At 45.9% G+C, this 21,028-nt stretch carries 14 protein-coding genes; all 14 read left to right on the forward strand.

What is annotated here, in order from left to right; translation table 11 throughout:
* Nucleotides 1-146 precede the first annotated feature (146 nt).
* The 14 genes from IEX98_RS04370 (at nt 147) to IEX98_RS04435 (ending at nt 20,924) form a co-directional block, all read left to right on the forward strand.
* Nucleotides 147-1,523 carry a glycoside hydrolase family 30 protein gene (locus IEX98_RS04370; protein ID WP_188887670.1) on the forward strand — a complete coding sequence of 459 codons (1,377 nt, stop codon included), beginning with the start codon at nt 147-149 and terminating at the stop codon, nt 1,521-1,523.
* 106 nt (nt 1,524-1,629) lie between these two features.
* Nucleotides 1,630-3,951: a response regulator transcription factor gene (locus IEX98_RS04375; protein ID WP_188887671.1), complete on the forward strand. Its 2,322-nt coding sequence runs from the start codon at nt 1,630-1,632 to the stop codon at nt 3,949-3,951.
* A gap of 212 nt (nt 3,952-4,163) precedes the next feature.
* Nucleotides 4,164-5,111: an ABC transporter permease gene (locus IEX98_RS04380; RefSeq protein WP_188887672.1), complete on the forward strand. Its 948-nt coding sequence runs from the start codon at nt 4,164-4,166 to the stop codon at nt 5,109-5,111.
* A gap of 10 nt (nt 5,112-5,121) precedes the next feature.
* Complete coding sequence (locus IEX98_RS04385; protein ID WP_188887673.1) at nt 5,122-5,997, forward strand: carbohydrate ABC transporter permease; 876 nt, start codon at nt 5,122-5,124, stop codon at nt 5,995-5,997.
* Nucleotides 5,998-6,089: 92 nt separating this feature from the next.
* Entirely contained in the window at nt 6,090-7,631 is a 1,542-nt protein-coding gene (locus IEX98_RS04390; protein ID WP_188887674.1) for an ABC transporter substrate-binding protein, read from the forward strand.
* Nucleotides 7,632-7,683: 52 nt separating this feature from the next.
* On the forward strand, nt 7,684-9,960 hold the full coding sequence (locus IEX98_RS04395; RefSeq protein WP_188887675.1) for a carbohydrate-binding protein: 2,277 nt from the start codon (nt 7,684-7,686) through the stop codon (nt 9,958-9,960).
* Nucleotides 9,961-10,145: 185 nt separating this feature from the next.
* Nucleotides 10,146-11,693, forward strand: coding sequence for a spore germination protein (locus IEX98_RS04400; protein WP_188887676.1), 1,548 nt, complete (start codon nt 10,146-10,148; stop codon nt 11,691-11,693).
* Nucleotides 11,694-11,736: 43 nt separating this feature from the next.
* Nucleotides 11,737-12,843 (forward strand): GerAB/ArcD/ProY family transporter, encoded by a 1,107-nt coding sequence (locus IEX98_RS04405; protein ID WP_188887677.1) that lies wholly within the window; start codon nt 11,737-11,739, stop codon nt 12,841-12,843.
* Nucleotides 12,830-13,996: a Ger(x)C family spore germination protein gene (locus IEX98_RS04410; RefSeq protein WP_188887678.1), complete on the forward strand. Its 1,167-nt coding sequence runs from the start codon at nt 12,830-12,832 to the stop codon at nt 13,994-13,996. The genes IEX98_RS04405 and IEX98_RS04410 overlap by 14 nt, the downstream gene beginning before the upstream one ends.
* Nucleotides 13,997-14,186: 190 nt before the next feature.
* Nucleotides 14,187-14,795, forward strand: a complete 609-nt coding sequence (locus IEX98_RS04415; RefSeq protein ID WP_188887679.1) for a DUF998 domain-containing protein — start codon at nt 14,187-14,189, stop codon at nt 14,793-14,795.
* Nucleotides 14,796-15,003: 208 nt separating this feature from the next.
* On the forward strand, nt 15,004-17,202 hold the full coding sequence (locus tag IEX98_RS04420) for a helix-turn-helix domain-containing protein (protein WP_188887680.1): 2,199 nt from the start codon (nt 15,004-15,006) through the stop codon (nt 17,200-17,202).
* A gap of 145 nt (nt 17,203-17,347) precedes the next feature.
* The gene (locus tag IEX98_RS04425; RefSeq protein WP_188887681.1) at nt 17,348-18,307 is read left to right on the forward strand and encodes an ABC transporter permease; all 960 of its coding nucleotides are present in this window, start codon (nt 17,348-17,350) and stop codon (nt 18,305-18,307) included.
* A gap of 14 nt (nt 18,308-18,321) precedes the next feature.
* Nucleotides 18,322-19,218, forward strand: coding sequence for a carbohydrate ABC transporter permease (locus tag IEX98_RS04430; RefSeq protein ID WP_188887682.1), 897 nt, complete (start codon nt 18,322-18,324; stop codon nt 19,216-19,218).
* A 26-nt stretch (nt 19,219-19,244) separates the two neighbouring features.
* The gene (locus IEX98_RS04435) at nt 19,245-20,924 is read left to right on the forward strand and encodes an ABC transporter substrate-binding protein (protein ID WP_229691956.1); all 1,680 of its coding nucleotides are present in this window, start codon (nt 19,245-19,247) and stop codon (nt 20,922-20,924) included.
* Nucleotides 20,925-21,028 lie beyond the last annotated feature (104 nt).

A 21,028-nucleotide genomic window follows, 5' to 3' on the forward strand; every position in this document is an offset into this window, starting at 1 on the left:
TCTTCTTCCAGATCACTTTTTACTGTAAAGTGAAGTGTTGGAGTGGAGAAATGTACAATTTGAGCAGTAGCCCAGACACTTTGGTGCTGTCATGCTGGGGAGAGAAAACAGAACCCATCCATTGATAAGGGGAAAAGGAGATTAAGATGACAGCAACTAAAGTCGAGGTATGGTGGAGCTCAGAGCTGGAGCCGAGAGATCGCAGCTGGTTTTACGAATCTAAGGATATTGAGTATAAAGGTGAAGCAAGGCCTCCTCTATGGACACATGCTCCGCGTCCGGAGAACCGGACAACCATTACAGTCTTCCCGGAAATGAAGTACCAGGAGATGCTTGGGATTGGCTCCTCCATGGAGGAGAGTACAGTATATAACCTGGCACGTATGTCTTCTATTAAGCAAGAGGAAGTCATTTCCTTTTTACTTGATCCGGTAAACGGCGCTGGTTTTTCGTTTGTACGGCTTACGCTCGGTACCTCGGATTTTACTGCGCAAACCTTTTATAGCTATAACGATCTGGACGAAGGAGAAACGGATTTTACGATGGAGCGGTTCTCGATCCGCAAGGATATAGAGTTTGGCATTATTCCGACGGTTCAGCGCATGTTGGCCGTTAAGCCGGATCTGAAATTTTTCGCATCCTCTTGGTCACCTCCGGCCTGGATGAAGACCTCGGGCAGTTTGTGGCGTGGAGAGCTTAAGGAAGGAAAGGCCTATATCGACGCTCTGGCTCTTTATTACCGTAAAGCTATTCAGGCTTATAAGGAGCAGGGGATTGAGCTCTATGCGATTACGGTACAGAACGAGCCATTGCTGGAAATCGATTATCCAAGCTGCTATATGAGCCCGGAACAGGAGAGGGAGCTTATTATCGCGCTCCGGAAGGAGCTGGACGAGCATCAGCTGGACACAAAGATCTGGATCTTTGATCATAACTTTCAGGATGCATGGATGTACGCCTGTCCGATTCTTAACGATAAGGAAGGCCGTACTGCCTCGGACGGCATAGCCTTTCATGATTATGAGGGTGAGCCCTCCGTCATGACCGAGCTGAAAGCGGCGTATCCCGATCAGACCATCCATATGACAGAGAGATCAATCTGGGGGGTGGCTGCAGCAGACCGGATTGCGCAATATTTCCGCAACTGGGCTTCCAGCTACAACGCATGGGTGACCATGCTCGACAGCCGGATTGGCAAGCATCAGTGGGTAGGCATTCCAGATCCGACATTGCTGGTGCAGCATGCGGACCGTCCGGATGAATATTGGATGACGCCGGAGACTTATATGACAGCCCAGTTTGCCCGATATATTCAAAGAGGGGCTTGGAGAATTGAAAGTAATTATGGCTCTCACGAAACGGTAACGAATGTGGCATTCTTGAACCCGGATGGTCATGTTATCGTAGTTGTCATTAATCAGACGCTGGAGGAGCAGCCCATACGTGTTGTATGCGAGGGCAGGCAGTTTGAGGCCAATGTCCCGGCCAAAAGTGTGGCGACTTACCGTTTTTCGCAGCGTTGATTCGAATAAACTGCATAACGTAATTTTTCAAGGGCTGTTCCCTAACTGGGATAGCCCTCTATGCTTTAGAAAGCGGTGACTTCAGTCTGCCAGGAGGAATTGTAGGATGTTGATTTCGTTTCGTTCCCGCAAATATTTGCAGCGAATCTTATGGTCTCTAATTGCTTTTATTGTCGCTATTCTATGTGTATTTGCTTCTACTTTATATTGGAATATGAAGAGTTCGACGCTCCGTATCCAGACCGAGGCGAACCGCAAAGTCCTAGCGCAGGTCAAGTATAACGTAGAGTACATGGATGAAATTTTGAAAAATTTAATGATGTCTCTTTACTTCGACAATGAGGTCATCCCGATTTTATATAGCAAGACTTTCAGCTATGAGGATATTGCCATTAAGCTGGCGAAGCTGGACAAGGTGGCGGATTCCTCTACTTATCTGTACTCTATTATTCTGTATAACTGCTATACCGATACTTATCTATCTACTAACCGCAAATTTCAGGATAATCTGAACGGCGAGATCGAGCGGTTCGAAATGCAGTTGGGCAATAAATCTAATCTGCAGAAAATGCGGCTTGTCCCGATGAAGATTACGGGAGATTCGCAGGCAGCCATCGATTTCTTCTCGTATATGATGTATGACGATAAGGCCAATCAGACGGAGCAGAGCAAGCTGATTCTGAATGTAAAGCCGGAATGGATTTTTAACAACATTAAAGTCATTAACGATCTGGCCTATGACAAAAGCAGCTCTGTGCTGCTGATGGACGGCAATGGCTCGCTTTATTCCAACGATAACCGGCTGGCGGATTATCTGCCTGATCGTATTAACGAACGGATTCAGAATAGTGAAGCGGAGTTTGAGACGTTCACCTATGGCCGGGGAGACAATAAGTCTATCGTGACCGTCATGTCGCTTGGCAAATACAACTGGAAGGCGATCAGCATCCAGTCCTATGATTATGCGTTCCGCGAGCTGTATGGAGTCCGCAATATGCTCATTATTGTAACCGCTTTATTTTTGCTGCTGTCAGCGATTATTGCTCTTATTATTTCAACAAGGCTTTACCGTCCTGTTGATACGATGGTGAGGCAGGTGCGGGGAGCATTTCCTCCTGAAGCCAAATCCGGTCTGCAAAAGGATGAATGGTCATATCTTGCCGCCAGTTACGCATCTATGGCTGATAAGGCGGATAGCGCGGAACGGCAGCATACCCGAAACCGGAAAATTATTGAGGATTTCCACATCCGCAGTATATTGAGCAGAGGCTCCGGGCTAACGGAAGAGAGATTCAGACAGCTGCTTGAGGAGTATCAGCTTCCGCTGGATGCAGAAGGGCCGTTTCTCATCGGAATTTGCAAAATTGATCAGTTCGAGCAATCGATGCTTCAGGCAAGTACGGAAGAGCAGCGAATATACCGGTTTGCGCTGGGCAATATCACCGATGAGCTGCTGTCCCGGCATGGGAAGCCAGCATGGATTGAGATGGGGGATAACCAGTTTGTTTTTATAGTCTCTCTATCAAGACCGGCAAATGCTATAGAACCGATTAAAGCGGCAATTAGTGAAATGCAAGCTGTCATTCAAAGCTATTACAAGCTGTCTACGACGGTTTCACTTGCCCGTCCATTTGAGAGCTGCACGGAGATAGCGGGGGCATACCTTGAAGCGCAGCAATTGATGCAATACCGGATGCTGCTGGGCAGCTCCGTCCTTATTACGGCAGATCTAGTGAAGGCGGAGGAACGGCATGAGGATCTGCATCAGGCGACTCACATTGAAAAGCTGATGACCGAGCATCTCCGTATGGGAAACAGCACGGAGCTGGCCAAAGATTTTGACTCTTATTTCGCATACGCTTCGATTCTGACCTACACGCAGTTTATGAACGCTGTTATGCATATGACGGTGACTGTGACAAAGACGATTAGTGAAATGAACGAACACAGGCTGCGGCCTCTCGAGATTGATATCCGGGCTTTCCACCAGGAAGTGCTTAAGCAGGAAACGGCGGAGGAGATCAAGGCTTTGTTCCAGTCGCTTGCGCTGCAGCTGTCCGAGCAGGACAATCCGGCAGAGGCGGAAAAGGCCGATATTCTGGCCCGGACGATGAAGGATATGATCGCCGAGAATAGTATGGACCCGGACTTCAGCCTCCATGGGATGGCTCAGCTGCTTAAGATGTCTTCCGCTTATATCGGCAGGCAGTTCAAGCAAAGCACGGGTATGACCGTTACCGAATACCTGAATGATTTCCGTCTGGAGCGGGCGCTCGAGCTGCTTGAGACGAAGGATATCACCATTAATGAAGTGATGGAGCAGGCGGGCTACCGCTCGCAAAGCTATTTTTTCAAACTATTTAAGAGCAAATACGGTACTTCACCGAAAAACTACAGGCTCCGCAAAGTCATAGCGCCTGATAAATAACGGTCTGAAAGCTCTGAATCTCAATAGAAACGCGAGAATTCAGGGCTTCTTTTTTCCCCTCTCAGGTGATAGGAGAAATATGCCGATAGTGCAAGCTAAAATAGAGAAAAGTGCAATATGTTCAGTAGAAGAGAAGCCTTCCCGTCTGCTTAAATGGGCCTATGACAGCTGCGACTTTCAAATACGGCAGCAAGGGGAGGTGAATGTAAAACGTGAAAAACGAAGCGATCATACTCAGCAAGCCCAATAAGCCGAATCGCAAAAGATATTTTCGCAGGAATAGGGATCTCTTTATTCTGAGCCTGCCGGCGCTGCTGTTTAAGTTGATTTTCAGCTACTTGCCTTTGATTGGACTCATTGTTGCGTTCAAGAAGTTCCGGTTCGACAAGGGGATTTTCGGGAGCGAATGGAACGGCCTCGACAATTTCCGTTTCTTCTTTGTTTCCGATAATGCGTGGAGAGTTACCCGTAATACCGTGTTGTACAACAGCGGTTTTATTCTCATTACATTAGTGTGCGCATTACTATTGGCCTTGCTTCTGAATGAGATGAGCGGCAAGGCGGTGAAGTTCTACCAGAGCGCGTTGTTCCTTCCGTACTTTTTGTCCTGGGTGGTTGTCGGCTATATCGTGCTGGCTTTTCTCGAGCAGGACCGGGGGCTGCTGGATCATATATGGAGGCTGTTCGGTCATGAGCCGATCAACTGGTATCAAGAGCCTGACCGCTGGCCGTATATTCTGAACGCCGTTAACTTATGGAAGACGCTAGGCTTCTCCACGCTCGTCTATTATGCCGGAATGATCGGAATAGACCCGAGCTATTATGAGGCGGCGAAAATCGACGGAGCGAACCGGCTGCAGATGATCCGCAAAATTACATTGCCATTACTGACGCCATTAATTGTCGTATTGCTAATCGTGGCAATTGGAGGCATGTTCCGGGCAGACTTTGGCCTATTCTATTTCATTCCGAACAATTCCAGTTTCCTCTATTCGACGACGGATGTTATCGATACGTATGTGTTCCGTGCGTTAAGGACGGTTGGCGATGTCGGAATGTCGGCGGCAGTAGGTCTGTACCAATCGCTTGTAGGCTTTGTGCTTGTCATTGCAGCCAATACGATAATTAAGAAATCGAATTCGGATCACGCATTGTGGTAGGGGTGTTCTTATGAGAAAAAATGTCGCTCGCCTGTTAAGCCATGCCGTTCTGGTGATCGTGGCTGCCATCATGATCTATCCCTTGCTGCTGGTTGTATCGATTTCCTTCTCGGAGGAAGGTTCCGTGGTCAAGCATGGATACCGGTTTATCCCAGAAGAGTTCAGCCTTGACGGATACGCAGCTGTATTCAACAACCCCGGCATTCTGCTTAATGCCTACAGCATAACGATTGCAGTAACTGTTCTCGGAACAATAGTTGGTCTGCTGCTTACAGCCATGATTGCGTATGTCATGTCCCGCAAGGAGTACCGCTATAGAAAGGCGACAACTTTATTTGTTGTATTTACGATGCTGTTCAACGGAGGTCTTGTTCCATTCTATATTCTCGTTGTGAAATATTTGCATCTGAAGGATACGCTGTGGGTACTCATTATTCCTTATTTGATAAATCCGTTCTACGTCATGATTATGAAGGGCTTCCTTGACCGGATGCCGGCGGAAGTCATCGAATCTGCCAAGATAGACGGGGCCAGCGAGTATCGCGCTTTCTTCACGATCGTATTGCCGCTGTCCACTCCGGCGCTTGCAACGGTTGGCTTGTTCATCTCTTTCATTTATTGGAATGACTGGTGGCTAGGGCTGTTGTTCATCGATCAGGATCGTCTCGTTCCGCTGCAGCTGCTCTTATACCGGATCATGAGTACGATTGAATTCTATGCCGTTCATTCACAGCATCTTAGCGGAAGTGTGGATGTCACTAAATTTCCTAGCTTGACAACCAGGATGGCATTAGCGGTTCTTGGAGCGGGACCGATGCTCTTTATTTTCCCGTTCTTCCAGCGTTATTTTGTCAAAGGGCTGACTGTCGGCTCACTTAAAGAGTAAACAGCTTTAGCACGGGGAACACACGGCTTGGGCTTGACCATGGCTTGTCCATAGCTGTATTCCATAAATAGTTAGGGAGGTCGTCAATAAAGATGGGGTACAACAACAGAAAAGGGATACTTGCGCTTTTGATTGGGTTAACGCTAGTGCTGTCTGCATGCAGCAGCGGAGGCAGTACGGGCAATAACGGAAACAACAAGCCGGCAAACAGCACGCAGACCGCAGCGGAATCAGAAGGCACGAAGCTTAATCCGGTACAGCTTACCTGGTATTACCCGCAATGGAGTATGCAGCCGGGTACGAAGGAAGTAGAGGATGCTATCAATAAAATTACACAGGAGAAAATGAACGCCACCATCAAGCTGATGCCGACAGACGGAGGAAGCTATGAGCAGAAGCTCAATACGATGGTTGCCGCCAACGAGGAGTTCGATATCGCTTGGACCTCGTTCTGGATGTTCAACTATGCGCAGAATTCGCGGCGCGGCGCGTTTGTCGAGCTGGGGCCGCTGCTGGAGAAGAATGCACCCGAGCTGAAGGAACTGTTCCCGGATATGGTATGGGAAGCGCTGAAGGTGGATGGTAAAATCTACAGCATTCTGAACTACCAGACGATTACGAACAAAGAGGGCTTCCTCATCCAGAAGCGCTTCGCGGACAAGTACGGCCTCGATCCAAGCGCAATCAAGTCCATTAAGGATATCGAGTCATTCCTTGTGAAAATCAAGGAGAACGAGCCGGACATCATTCCGTTTGGCATCACACGCGCCGGCAACTTCGAGAATATGAAGACAACCTACAACAACATCGAATATATCTCGAATGAAGCTATCGTGGGTCTCTATCGGGATGACGCCCAGTCCAAGGTCATGGACGTCATTCAATCACCGGAGTATAAGGAATATCTGACCCTGATGCATGACTGGTACAGCAAGGGCCTAATTAATAAGGATGCGCCTACGGTTAAAGCGCTGGATGACCGGAAGAAAGCAGGCCAGATCGCCGTATCCTTCCATAACGTGCTGAAGCCGGGCCGCGAGGTAGAAGAGAAGAACGCTTCCGGCGGACAGGATATTGTCATCGTTCCTACTTCGGAGCCGTTTGTCGGAACCAATACAATTATTCAGTCGATGCAGGCCATTAGCCAAACATCGAAAAATCCGGAGCGCGCTCTTATGTTTCTGAACCTTCTCAATACAGATAAAGAACTGCTCAATTTGGTGAGCTATGGAATTGAAGGCAAGCACTATACCAGAATTTCGAATGACATGATCAAGATGAATGAGAACAGCAGTTATAACCCGAATATCACTTGGGTGTTCGGCAATACGTTCCTCGCAGATATGCAGGAAGGACAGGATGCAGCGGTGCGCGAGCAGACGCTGAAGGAAAACAATGAAGCGAAGTCATCCCCGATTCTGGGCTTCACCTTTGACCCGGAACCGGTGCAGACGGAAATTGCCAATATTCAAGCCGTTAACGACGAATTTGGACCTCCGCTGAACACGGGTGCCGCAGACGTCGAGCAGAAGCTGGCTGAATATATCGAGAAGCGCAAAAAAGCAGGTATCGAGAAGGTCGTAGCAGAGGTACAGAAGCAGTTGGACGACTGGAAGCAAAAGACGGGCAAATAAAGCATCAACGCTTCTCAATCATTTGCAAGTAACAAACAAAGGAGGCAATAAAATGGCTAATTTGTTTAAAGGCATGGCGGCCGCAGCACTGGTGACTTCACTGCTGGTAACTTCGTTATCGATTGCAAAGCCGGAGATAGCAGCTGCTGCAGGAGAAACGGTGAGCGTATGGCGCACGAATGAATCATTAACGGAAAAGCTGGCGCCCCAGAGCAACCTGACATTTGCAACGGACACAGCCTCGAGTACAAATACAATCTTTGTTGATGAAAATTCGACGTTTCAGACGATTGACGGCTTTGGCGCATCTATTACAGACTCCTCTGGTTATCTGATGAATCAGAAGCTTACAGCAGCCAATCGCAATACGCTGATGACGAATCTGTTCAGCCCGACAAGCGGGATCGGGATCAGCTGGCTTCGCCAGACGATGGGAGCATCCGACTTCTCTCATGTAGGCAATTACAACTATAAGCCGACACCAACTTCGCCTTTCTCCATTGCGCAAGACGAGATTGATATTATTCCTCTACTGCAGCAGGCACGGACATTGAACAGCAATCTGAAGATTGTTGCCAGCCCATGGAGCCCCCCTGGCTGGATGAAAAACAATAATTCCATGCTTGGCGGAGATACAGCTACTTTGAAGCTAGAACATTATGGTGATCTTGCCACCTACTTTGTTAATTTCATCGATGCCTATGCGGCCAAAGGCGTGCCGATCTATGCCGTGACCCCTAATAACGAGCCGCGCTGGGCTTCAACAGGATATCCGGGTTTGTATATGACGCCGCAGGAACAGGCCAATTTCGTGAAAAATAATTTGGGTCCGGCGCTCAGCGGCAAAAACGTCAAAATTTTCGCCTTTGACCATAACTGGGATATCGATTTTGTTCCTGCTTACTATAGTGATTCGGCTGCCGCAAGCTACACTGCGGGTACCGCATGGCATTGCTACGGCGGCGAAGCGACGATTATGTCCACCATGCATTACTTGTTCCCGGCCAAGGACACCTATGAGACCGAATGTACAGGCGGTACTTGGACGGATACCACAACGGGACAGTTTGACGTGGATATGAAAAACTTGACGAAGACGCTTCGTCACTGGTCCAAAAACTTTATTGCATGGAATATGGCACTGGATACAGCTAATGGTCCAACAAATGGCGGCTGCACAACCTGTACAGGACTGGTTACGATTAACCAAGGGACAGGTGCAGTAACATATGGACCTTCGTATTATGCAATGGGCCACCTCAGTAAATATATCGTTCCAGGAGCGGTACGTATCGCTTCCACCGGCTATGCCAATGGCATTCATAACCTGGCAGCGAAAAATCCGGACGGCAGCAAAGTGCTTGTCGCTTACAATGAAACGACTTCTAACAATACCTTTAAAGTGAAATGGGGCGGCCAGTCTTTTACTTACACGCTGCCTGGCAAATCTGCCGTAACCTTCAAATGGTCCGGAACGCAGTCGACAACACAAACGATTATTCCGAACACGTACGGGTTGAAGGCCTCGGCATATAACGAAGCATTCTCGATCAAACCGGAAGCAACAAGTGATACAGGCGGAGGCCTGGATATCGGCAATGCATCCAACGGCAGCTGGATTATGTTCAAAAATGTAGATTTGAACGGGGTAACAGGCGTCAGCGCACGCGTTGCAAACGGTTATACAACCGCAACATCACTTGAGATTCGTACAGGAAGCCCGACAGGAGCGCTGCTCGGAACGGTGCCTGTAGGCGGAACTGGCGGTTGGCAGACTTGGGCAACGAATAATGCAGCGTTGACCGGAGCAGGTGGTACACAGGATGTTTACGTCATCTACAAAGGAGCTTTAAACCTGAATGGCATTAGCTTTACGGCATCCTCTTCAACGGCGAATCTGCTGCTTAATCCGGGATTCGAAGCAGGAAGCTTGAGCAATTGGAGTGAATGGCGTCCGGCAGGCCAAGCCGTTGCGCAAAGCGCAGATACAGATACTCCGCGTACAGGCTCCTATAAGCTGACGCACTTCGCAGCAACCGCTTATCAGCAAACCACTTTCCAAGCCGTATCGGTGCCTAACGGTACGTACAAAGCATCGGTATGGGTCCGCTCCAGCGGCGGACAAAGCGCCCTGCGTCTGGAAGCAAGCAACTATGGCGGAGCTATTCTTTACAGCACGAACTTGACTACTGGTTCGACAGGTACTTGGGTGGAGCTTGTGATCGATAATATTAATGTAACGACAGGCACGATTACGGTCGGGGTTCACTCCAATGCCGCAGCAGGCAATTGGGCTGCATTTGATGACTTCACGTTAATTAAAAAATAATAAAAAAAGCAGCTGATTCTCATGAATCGGCTGTTTTTTTCTGTTCCGTTTTTGAGAGATAATCAGCAAAGGATGGACGAACGGACTTTCACACAGAATGGTATTCCATAAATGGGTTATGCTAACAAAACAAATTAAGGAATGGGCTGTAACTTGTAATGCTAAGCTGACAGGGGGAGTGCATTATGGCTAAGGGAGAAAACATTCATAGGAATGACGCATTGCCAGAGCAGCAATTAAATCCCTCGCTTTACCAAAATGAAGCCTATTTGAAAGAGATTTTTCAAAACTGCTCGGATGTCGTATTTCGTCCTCTCCATATCGAAGGCAGAATGCATGTGCTGATCATTTATGTAAATGGTTTGGTGGACACAAAAGGATTAGAAGAGATGCTCCTGCAGCCAATTCTCACAGCATGGCATAATCCAGAGCTGGACAAGCTTTCTTATTTTAAAGAGTTAATTGCTCAGCAGGCGCTCGCAATCAGGCAAACTGCTCTGGTTAACGATATTTCACAAATCGTAAAGGGAGTTCTAAATGGACAAATTGCCCTGCTTACCGAGGGAGAAACAGAAGCGCTGCTTGGCAACATGTGTGAGTATGAGAAACGCCCGATCGGGGAACCGGGTACGGAATCCGTCGTTCGAGGTCCAAGAGAAGGGTTCACGGAATCGATATCTACCAATATAACGCTAATACGTCGCAGAATGCGCAGCTCAAAGCTGAAATTCGAAATGACCACTGTTGGTGAGATGTCGCAAACCGGGATGTCCATCGCCTATATTGAGGGGATTGTCAAACCCGGCATATTGCAGGAAGTACGCAAGAGGATTAATGGCATAAAGACGGATGCCATATTAGACTCGGGATATATTGAGGAATTTATCGAAGATACGCCGCATTCGCCTTTTCCTTTAGTTCAAAATACGGAGCGTCCGGATGTTGTTGTTGCGAGCTTGCTGGAGGGCAGAATTGCGATAATGGTTGACGGCACGCCCTTTGTGCTTATCGTTCCGATGACCATCTGGTCTGCGATCCATGCCGCTGAGGACTACTATGAGCATTTTATTTATACAAGCGGGATTCGATTACTGCGCTTTATACTGCTAAGTGTTTCCTTTCTTCTTCCGTCTCTTTATGTCGCGACCTCAACCTTTCACCCTCAGCTTATTCCAGAGGCACTGCTGTTAACAATCGCTGCCGCTCGTGAAAATGTTCCTTTTCCGACTGTAGTGGAAACGCTTCTAATGGAAGTTATTTTTGAAGCACTGCGTGAAGCGGGAATTCGGCTGCCTAAGCCGGTTGGCTCTGCTGTAAGCATGGTTGGGGGGCTTGTTCTTGGAGAATCTGCAGTGCGTGCAGGGATCGTATCAGCGCCTACAGTAATTGTGGTTGCTTTTACCGGGATTGCATCGTTCTCTTTACCTCGATACAATCTGGGATTAGCATTTCGGTTGTTGCGCTTTCCGCTCTTACTGCTAGCTGGCAGCTTGGGCATTTACGGAGTGGGTTTTGGAGTTATTGCACTCATTATCCATTTAGTAAATCTCACCTCGTTTGGAGTTCCCTACTTAGCGCCTGTTGCCCCTAACTTATCCAGCAATATGAAAGATATTTTTATTCGTATGCCTCGTTGGACCATGAATAAAAGGCCTGCCTTTCTAGTTGATGAGAACATGGTTCGTACACCGGCAGGGCAAGATCCCGCTCAGAATAAAGAGAGCCGAAAATAAAGCTAGGGTGCTAAGTAACATCAAAGGGAGGGGAATAGTTGAGATGCAAATATCTGGAAGGCAGTTGTTTTGGCTCGTTTTCAGTATCGAGATTGTACTGACAATGCTGTATGCGGTATCTGCCGCAGCGATAGAAGCGAATCAAGATGCATGGATTTCCATGCTGCTTGCCGGACTCATGGGATTCGGAATTGTATTCCTGATTGTAAAATTGAGCATGAGGTATCCTCAGCAAACCTTTGTACAATACAGTCAGACGATTTTGGGCAAATGGGGGGGCAAAATCGTTATTTTACCTTACTTTATCATGTGGGTGTATTTGAATAGCATGGCGCTGCGTAATTCCGCGGATTTCGTCTACTTAACCTTGTTTACGAAAACACCGTTATACGTCATTATGGTAACCTTGCTTATCCTTGTTATCTATGTGATTTTCGTTGGAGGGCTGGCTGGCATTGCTCGCTGCGGGGAGCTGATGGGCCCCATCATTTTAGTCGTTATTTTGGGTACATGCATGCTCAGTATCAATCATTTGGACTGGCATCATTTGACACCCGTATTCGTAGACAGCGGTTGGAAGAACATCATGCAGGGATCGATTTCGGGCGTTGCATTCTATGGCGACATCATTATGTTCACTATGATTTTTGCTTTTATGTCCAATTCGAAGCAAGCATTATCGGTAACGATGTGGGGAATGGCTCTTACAGCTGTGTTGGTTGTGGCAGCTTCAATGATGGTTATTATGACATTTGGGTCTATTTTACCTACGCGTATGTGGGCGCCTTTTTTTGGGATGACCCGGTTTATATCGGTTCTTGGATTTATTCAGAATGTCGATATTCTTTTCGTTATTATTTGGCTGTTTTCCGCTTTTATCAAACTTTCGTTATTTCTATTTATAACTGTGTATGGTACTGCCCAATGGCTGAACATAAAAAACTGGCGAATCTTATTATGGGTTTTTGCTCCAATTACACTAGTACTTGCGCTGCTGCCTCAGAATGCGACGGCTCCTATAAAAGAATATGTCCAGCATTTCTGGATTCCGTTTGTCATACCGGTCAATGTGATAGGCATTCCGCTGTTATTATGGCTGGTTTCCGTTATACGCGGCAAGAGTATGCAGAGAAAGGATGAGTTTAATTAAAGCGGGCATGCGATGGATGATTCTGATCATTGTTGTATTACTCCTTACAGGATGCTGGGACCGCAGGGAGCTGAACAATCAAGCGCTCATATTTGCTTGGGGAATGGACTTGAAGGAGGATGGAAGTTACCTGGCTACAGCGCAGTTTCCGATCCCGCGAGAATTGGGAGATAGTGAATCTGCGGCCCGGAAAGCTTCATTCACCATTACGGGAAGCGGGAATAGTGTCTATGAAGCAGCTAAAGATCTTCAAACCAAAGTATCCCGGGCCTGGTTTGCCGGTCATCGGCGTGTCATTCTTATTGGTGAAAAACTAGCAAAGAAAGGGCTGTCCAACATCATTGATGAATATAGCCGCAACCCCATTGTTCGTCTGCGTACGGATATCCTTATTGTTAAGGGAGGAACGGCTGCGGAGCTATTATCTTTATCGTATCCATTGGAGCAGGTTCCGGCTAATGCTTTCTTTAGAATTCATGAGGCAGCAGGTACGACTCCCGATTTAACATTACTGAAGTTCTTAATGGCAAATGCTAGTGAGGAAAGCTGTCCGGTGTTGCCCGTTATCACAGCACAAAATGATTCAAATTCGAAGCTGAAGCTGTGGGGAACAGCCGTTTTTAACAAAGATACCAAACTAGTGAATTATTTGACCTTGAAGAAAGGCATGATAGTGGAATGGATTAAAGGAGAACTGGACGGTACAATTCGCACTGTCAAAATTCCTTCTGAAGAGGGAAATATGGTGGTAGAAATCAATCATTTATCGACTAAAGTTAAAACTTCTGCGGATGAGAATGATAACATTCGGATTCAAGTTGTGCTTGGCGCTAAAGGCGTTTTGAGAGAAAACAACACGCATCTCGACTTATTTCAAACGAAAAATATTAGTATGGTGCAGCAGTATATGAATGATCAAACCTCAACTGAGGTCAAGCGTGTAATAAAGGAAATACAAGCGCGTGGAACTGATATCCTCGGATTTGGATTGTCGGTACACCGTCAACATCCTCAACAATGGAAAGTATTGAAGGAGGAGTGGCCGCAGCATTTTCAACAAGCAAAGGTAGAGGTTGTGGTGAAAATCAATTTGGAGGAGTCAGGAATGACGGGACCTTCGATTGGTCAAAAGAAAAGTGAAATTCGATCTTAGGCTCAGGTCTAAGTATGGGAAAGGGAGGAGGGGCCTGAGGGAGGCACCCTGTGAGCTTTTTCCATGCATGCATGATCGAATTAGTGTTTAGTGTCAATCAAATCATTAAGGTGAATAATCATTCAAGAGATGGGTAATATAGGTCTAATTCAAGGTTGTAATAAGTGTATTAAATGAAAGGAGTTAGAACATGAACTTAATTCAAACCTTTAGCATTCTCACTATTATTATGACTTCTGTAGCCATAATTTGCTTGATTATGTTACATGTGCTTCCAACGGGGTATACTCCAATTCGAGATGCCGTTAGTGATTATGGTGTCGGATCCTATCGTGGCTGGTTTTGGCTGCAAGTCGTTGCAGGCGGCCTGGCTTGTTTGTTTCTTGCGATTGCCCTAAGCCAACTGCGTCCTTTTACTCCAACGAACGTTGTCATTGCTCTGCTCGTGACCACAGTGTCGCGGATTCTCCTGCCCTTTTTCGCTACTGACCAAGGAGGCAGTCGATTTCAGACGATACAAGGGAGTATCCACATGATTTTGGCCGTTTTCAACTTCGGAGGACTTGTGTGGGCAGCAAAAGCACTGTGGGCGACACTAAGTCATTACCCTGTCTGGCAAGACGCTGAAAGCCTGCTCAATATTTTAGCGAGTGTCATGTTATGGTGTGTTATTGCCGTCGTGGTGGGGCTCGTAATCCCTTGGTTTAAAAATTTCTTCGGGCTATTCGAGCGTTTGTTCTTACTCTCCACCTACCTCTGGTTCTTCTTTATTTCAATCGAACTCGTAAGGTTGGGATAAAGTTCAAAGCTAGAGAAAGCGGCTCATCCTGATTTAATAAACGAAGTTTAAAAATTTACAGACGGGGTAGTTTTTAAGGCTCATATGAATGAATTTCTGTTGACAATTACACCTCGCCCCGATACGATGCTGTTAGTTATTAAAGTCTAGAAAGAGAAATGCCGCAAGGCTTTTGTACGTGTTTTTTAGGAAGGGGGAAACTATAAATATGAATCAAGTCATCAACAAACATGTTTGGTTTATACGTCTTCTGGTTCCTTATATGTTATTTTTGTTTCTTGCTCTCACACTTGGCTGGTTAATATACAATAATACGCTTGACCTGCTTGATAATGAAGCGAGAAGAAATAACCTGCATATGCTTGAACAGGTCAAAACGACGCTGGATGGAAGATTTACTGAAATCGACACGATTGTAAAGAAAGCGGCTAACGATCCTAAGCTTCTTCGTTTTCAGCAAGTTAAAGAGCCATTCGAAGGAACGAATACGTATAAACTGCTCGCAACACAAAAGGATCTTTATAATTTCAGTATTTTTAACAAATTTATTGTGAATTACATGATTTATTATCGGAATAGCGATATCGTAATTTCACCTTCCCAATTGTACCAAGCGGATCAATTTTATAAGCAAGTGCTAAATTATGACGATATGAGCTACGAACAGTGGCATCAGTTATTTTTTGAAGGGGAGAATAGTAAGCGCTTTCTTCCGGCTGCAGATGCGCTCTACCTTCACAAGTCAAAATCGATTATCACCTACAGCTACCCCTTAGGTCTCATTCCCAGCTTATCTCAAGGAAGCATTGTCGTTCTTATTGACAACAACGAGATCTTGAAGCTTCTAAGCGGACTGGACATTAAGGACGGCGGCTGGGCTTATATCGCGGACGATAAAGGTAATATTATTTCTTCGACGGGTGAATACAACAAGCTGGACCTTTCAATGTTTAGTCAGAATAAAGGATTCATTACCGAGTCGCAGCAAACGGGGCAGAAAATGATAACGTATGTTCATTCCTCTGCAAACGGATGGTATTACGTGCTTGCTCAATCTCCACATGTCGTGCTTGAGAAAGTAAATTACGTCAAACGAATCACTTTTGGCTTTACGTTGGCTTTTTTGGTGATTGGAGTCGTTGTGGCTTACTTCTTTACCTCGCGTAATAGCCGAAAAGTATCGCATGTTCTTAACAACAATCAGGCGCTTCAAGAAGAAATAGAAAAGCAGGCTCCTTTACTGAGAGCAACCTTCTTTGAACGGCTATTGAAAGGCGAGCTTGTGTCAGGACATGAAATGGAGGCTATGCTGAAGCGTCAGCATTTATCAGCGCAAATTAGTTCCTCCGCCGTAGTGATCGTGCAATTCTCTCCTGCTAATCACTATGAAGAAGGGGACCAATTGAAGGAATTAGACCGTCAGCGGGTCATAATCAAGGAGACGCTTCGGGCGAATAATCAATTTCCTATTCATTATCATGATGTAGCTGAGGATAAAATTGCATTGTTGTTTCTGGAAACAGATATAGATTCAGATGCTTGCAAACAAAAAATTCGATTTGTTGCAAAAGAATTAACGGATGCTATGCTTCAACAGTTCCAGATTACGCTGAACATCGCCGCAGGCGGGGTGTACGAGTCACTGCTTGACTTATCCCGATCCTATGGGGAGGCCAAGCATGCCTTGCATTTTTCGTTAAGATTGCAGCAGCAAGGTATTGTTTGGTTCAGCGAGCTTCCTCAGCAATCAGATGTCCATTATTATCCGGGCGAACTCGAAACACGGCTGATGAACCATGCGAAAAATGGTGATGTGGATGAGGTAAACCTGTTGTTAAACGATATTTATGAACGGAATTTCGTTCAGCGCAATTTGTCACCTTCGATTCAAAGGCTGCTTATTTACGATATGGCAAGCAGTCTATTGAAGCTAAACGATCAGTTGTCTCTGGAGAACGAGACGGATATTTTATCCTTGCTCGGCAAAGCCGACAATTCCGACGACCTGGCAGCAGTCTTTCGGTTCTCCCAGCGTTTATATGGCGACATTTGCGAATGGATGCTTGAGAGAAAGATGCGTTCGAATGTCAAGTTGCTCGAGAACATCCTTCACTATCTCCACACGATGTATAGGAATGCCGATTTGAATTTGGATACAGTCGCGGATCAAGCAGGAATTTCTAAGGTTTATCTGTCTCAATTATTTAAGGAGAAAACCGGCAGCAATTTTTCGGATTATTTGGAGAGCTTGCGTATGGAGCAATCAAGGAAACTTCTATCGGACACCACATTATCTGTCAATGAGATCGCTGTTCAAACGGGCTATAATTCCACGAACTCGTTTTGCCGGGCTTTCAAGCGAATTAACGGGATAAGCCCGACGGCATACCGGAATTTTACACTCTAATGACCGCTATTTCTTAATCGTTGTATAACCGATTAGCAAGTGAATAAAGCCAAATGATAACAAAAGTATACAACAATATGGAGTGTTGATATCATAATTCGCCCCCTCCCGGTAAAGTGAAAACAAACGAGAGGGGGTGAAAAAAATGAAAGCGCTACAATTAAGGACGCTGACGAAACGTCCTTCTGTTCCTTCTGCTTCACCAATCCGGAAAATGCTGCGTGTCTGGCAGTTGTACGTTCTCATTGCTCTTCCGCTCCTTTATATTGTTGTATTCAAATACATTCCAATGTACGGAGCGCAGATTGCCTTTAAAGATTTTATCGTGACTAAGGGGGTCTGGGGGAGTGATTGGGCCGGTCTGAAGCATTTCGATCGATTTATTCATTCCTATGAATTTGGGAAAATAATGAGAAATACGCTTGTGCTCAATTTCTATAACCTGCTTGCCGGTTTTCCTTTCCCGCTTATGCTTGCTCTTAGCTTAAACTATGTACGGATTCGCTGGTTCAAAAAAACAGTTCAAATGGTAACTTATGCACCTCATTTCATCTCTACGGTCGTTATGGTCGGTATGATGTTTGAACTGCTGAACCCGCGAAATGGGCTCGTCAACAACATCCTGCAAGCGTTCGGTTTGGATGCCATCAACTTTATGGGTAACCCTGATTTGTTTCAGTCCATTTATGTATGGTCTGGAGTATGGCAAAGCGCAGGCTTTAACTGCATTATCTTTCTAGCGGCACTCTCAAGTATTGATCCTTCTTTGCACGAGGCTGCTGTTGTGGATGGAGCGAGCCAGCGTCAACGCGTATGGCATATCGATTTGCCGGGCATTTTGCCTGTTGCGATTATTTTGCTCATTCTGAATATGGGAAGTATGCTGGATGTCGGATATGAGAAAGTGCTGCTGATGCAAAATCCGCTTAACACTCGTACTTCAGAGGTCATCGATACCTATGTCTACAAGGTCGGTCTGGTCTCGCAAGCTATGAATTACTCCTACTCGGCGGCGATTGGTCTATTCAAATCCGTCATTGGTTTCATTCTCATCCTTACAGTAAACCAGATCGCTCGCAAAGCAAACCAGACAAGCCTGTGGTAAGGGGGTTTTTACGAATGGATTATACCAGCATTAAACCGTCATTTGGCGATCGCATGTTTACCATCATTAATTACTCGCTGCTGTCGTTGTTTTTCCTGATGGTGCTTTATCCATTGATCTTTATTTTAAGCGCTTCCATTAGTGATCCGTCTGCTGTCGTTGCAGGAAAGGTCTGGCTGTGGCCAGTCAAACCCAATCTAATGGGGTACGAGGCAGTCTTCAAGCACAAGCTGATCGGTTCCGGCTTCCTTAACTCACTTTATTATACGGTGCTTGGGACGATCATTAATGTTATTATGACGCTGCTTGCCGCTTATCCGCTTGCTCGCAAAGATTTTTATGGCAAGAACGTCATTATGCTCCTATTTGTGTTTACGACGATGTTTTCCGGAGGCCTCATCCCTGGTTATCTGATCGTCAAAGATTTAAATATGCTGAACACGGTATGGGCCATGGTGCTGCCAGGAGCGCTCAGCGTCTGGAATGTTATCATTACGCGCACTTATTTCCAAACTTCTATTCCTCCGGAGATGCTGGAGGCTGCACAGATAGACGGGTGCAACGATTTTAAATTTGTCTGGAAAATTGTTATTCCGCTTTCGGGTCCTATTATTGCGGTTATTACTTTGTTTTACGCTGTCGGACATTGGAATCAATTTTTTAGTGCCTTGATTTTCTTGGATAAGCAGCATATGTACCCTTTGCAGATCATTTTACGTGACATTCTAATTCAAAATGATGTAAGCGCAATCATGCTCAGCGATATTCAGGATGCTGCGAGGCGGGAGGCGCTTCGCGTCCTGTTGAAATATTCGCTGATCGTCGTCTCAACGGTACCGCTTATGCTCGTTTACCCATTTGTACAAAAACACTTTGTAAAAGGCGTCATGATTGGCTCACTGAAAGGTTAATTCGAAAAACCTAGGAGGGGTATTCATTGAAACAGAAGGTCATGGCATTTTGTATAATGTTCCTGCTTGCCACTACGATTCTTAGCGCGTGTTCCGGTTCGAACAGCAATACTAATGGGGAAAATAACACCAATACAAGCCCAGCACCAGCCTCTGGCGCGGATAATGTTACACCAGCGGGTCAGTTGCCGATAACAAAAGAAAAAACAACGATTCGCGTTATGGTGCCGGCTAATGGAATCGTTGAAGATTTTGCGACCAATGAATTTACGAAGTATTTGGAGGAACAAACGAATATTCACATTGAATGGGATATCGTGCCGAGCACATCATCCGCGGAGAAGCTGAATCTCGTCTTGTCGAGCGGTGAAGATTTACCCGATGTCATTATGGGCTTCGGGGTGTCAAACACCCAGCAAATGATATTCGGCAGCCAGGGGATCTTCCTGCCGCTTAATGATCTTATCGATAAATATGGTTTTGAGACAACGAAGATGTTCGAGGCGATGCCGGTAGTAAAGGATACAATTACTGCACCGGACGGAAATATTTACGCGCTTCCTCATACAAACGAGTGCTACCACTGTACGCTTCCACGCAGAATGTGGATCTACGAGCCGTGGCTTGAGAAGCTTAATCTTTCAATGCCTACAACAACAGATGAATACTACAACGTGCTCAAGGCGTTTAAGGAAAATGATCCTAATGGCAATGGCATTGCTGATGAAATTGCGATGTCGGGCTCACCAACAGGCTTCTATTCCAGCATTGATTCATTCATTATGAACGCTTTTATTTATAACCCGGGCGGCGATCGTATCTATTTAGATCATAATAAAGTGGTCGTACCGTTCGACAAACCGGAATGGCGGGAAGGGCTGCGCTTTCTAAATAAGCTGTACAAAGAGAAGCTGCTTGATCCACAGTCATTGACTCAGGACGAGAATCAATTGAAGCAGCTCGGCGAACATCCTGATTACGCTATTCTAGGCGCTACTGCAGGCATGCATATGGGTGTGTTTAGTGAATTTTACGGAGCAAGCAACCGTTGGATGGAATATAAGACAATCCCTCCCCTTAAGGGACCAAATGGTGTTCAAATCGCACCCTATGAGGCGTATCATTTGGTTGGCGTCGGTGCTTATTTGATCACAAAATCAAGCAAGAACCCTGAGGCGGCATTCCGCTTAGCCGATTATTTATATAATCAAGAGGTCACTCTTCGATCGATAATTGGCCGTCCAGGAACGGAATGGGTCAAAGCAGAAGAAGGCGAACTTGGAATTAATGGCAAGCAGGCCATATGGAAGCAAATTGCAGATTGGGGACAGGTTCAAAACTTTAACTGGGGTCAAACGGGTCCGTCTCTCAGAACGAATGACCTGAGACTCGGAGAAGTGGCGAACAAAGATAAGCCGCTCGAGATTATTATGTATGAGGAAGCGAAAAACAAGTACGAGCCTTATATGCAGAAGCTGGAAAACGTACTGCCACCAATGTTTTTCACCAATGATCAAGCGATTGAAATTGCCGACTTTTCCAAAACAATTAATGATTTTGTAAATGAGATGGTCGCTCGATTCGTTATTGGAGATGCTGATCTGGATAAAGAGTGGGATAGTTATCTTAACAATTTAAAGAAAATGCAGTTGGATAAATACTTGTCCATTTACCAAGACGTTTATGACAGCAAATACAAAAAGTAAAAAATATCGTTTAAGTGGCCTCCAGCCAAATCGTGAAGGTCATACGTGCTGACCACTCTTCGGAGTGGTTTTTTTTTGTGGGAAATTACAATTTTATTGATAAT

The sequence above is a fragment of the Paenibacillus radicis (ex Gao et al. 2016) genome (assembly GCF_014641555.1).
GTDB classification, from domain to species: Bacteria; Bacillota; Bacilli; order Paenibacillales; family Paenibacillaceae; genus Pristimantibacillus; species Pristimantibacillus radicis.

What these genes read in the sequence shown, in the direction of transcription:
- IEX98_RS04370 (WP_188887670.1), top strand. Translation starts at nt 147, where the DNA reads ATGACAGCAACTAAAGTCGAGGTATGGTGGAGCTCAGAGCTGGAGCCG.
- IEX98_RS04375 (WP_188887671.1), top strand. Translation starts at nt 1,630, where the DNA reads ATGTTGATTTCGTTTCGTTCCCGCAAATATTTGCAGCGAATCTTATGG.
- IEX98_RS04385 (WP_188887673.1), top strand. Translation starts at nt 5,122, where the DNA reads ATGAGAAAAAATGTCGCTCGCCTGTTAAGCCATGCCGTTCTGGTGATC.
- IEX98_RS04390 (WP_188887674.1), top strand. Translation starts at nt 6,090, where the DNA reads ATGGGGTACAACAACAGAAAAGGGATACTTGCGCTTTTGATTGGGTTA.
- IEX98_RS04395 (WP_188887675.1), top strand. Translation starts at nt 7,684, where the DNA reads ATGGCTAATTTGTTTAAAGGCATGGCGGCCGCAGCACTGGTGACTTCA.
- IEX98_RS04400 (WP_188887676.1), top strand. Translation starts at nt 10,146, where the DNA reads ATGGCTAAGGGAGAAAACATTCATAGGAATGACGCATTGCCAGAGCAG.
- IEX98_RS04405 (WP_188887677.1), top strand. Translation starts at nt 11,737, where the DNA reads ATGCAAATATCTGGAAGGCAGTTGTTTTGGCTCGTTTTCAGTATCGAG.
- IEX98_RS04410 (WP_188887678.1), top strand. Translation starts at nt 12,830, where the DNA reads ATGAGTTTAATTAAAGCGGGCATGCGATGGATGATTCTGATCATTGTT.
- IEX98_RS04415 (WP_188887679.1), top strand. Translation starts at nt 14,187, where the DNA reads ATGAACTTAATTCAAACCTTTAGCATTCTCACTATTATTATGACTTCT.
- IEX98_RS04420 (WP_188887680.1), top strand. Translation starts at nt 15,004, where the DNA reads ATGAATCAAGTCATCAACAAACATGTTTGGTTTATACGTCTTCTGGTT.
- IEX98_RS04425 (WP_188887681.1), top strand. Translation starts at nt 17,348, where the DNA reads ATGAAAGCGCTACAATTAAGGACGCTGACGAAACGTCCTTCTGTTCCT.
- IEX98_RS04430 (WP_188887682.1), top strand. Translation starts at nt 18,322, where the DNA reads ATGGATTATACCAGCATTAAACCGTCATTTGGCGATCGCATGTTTACC.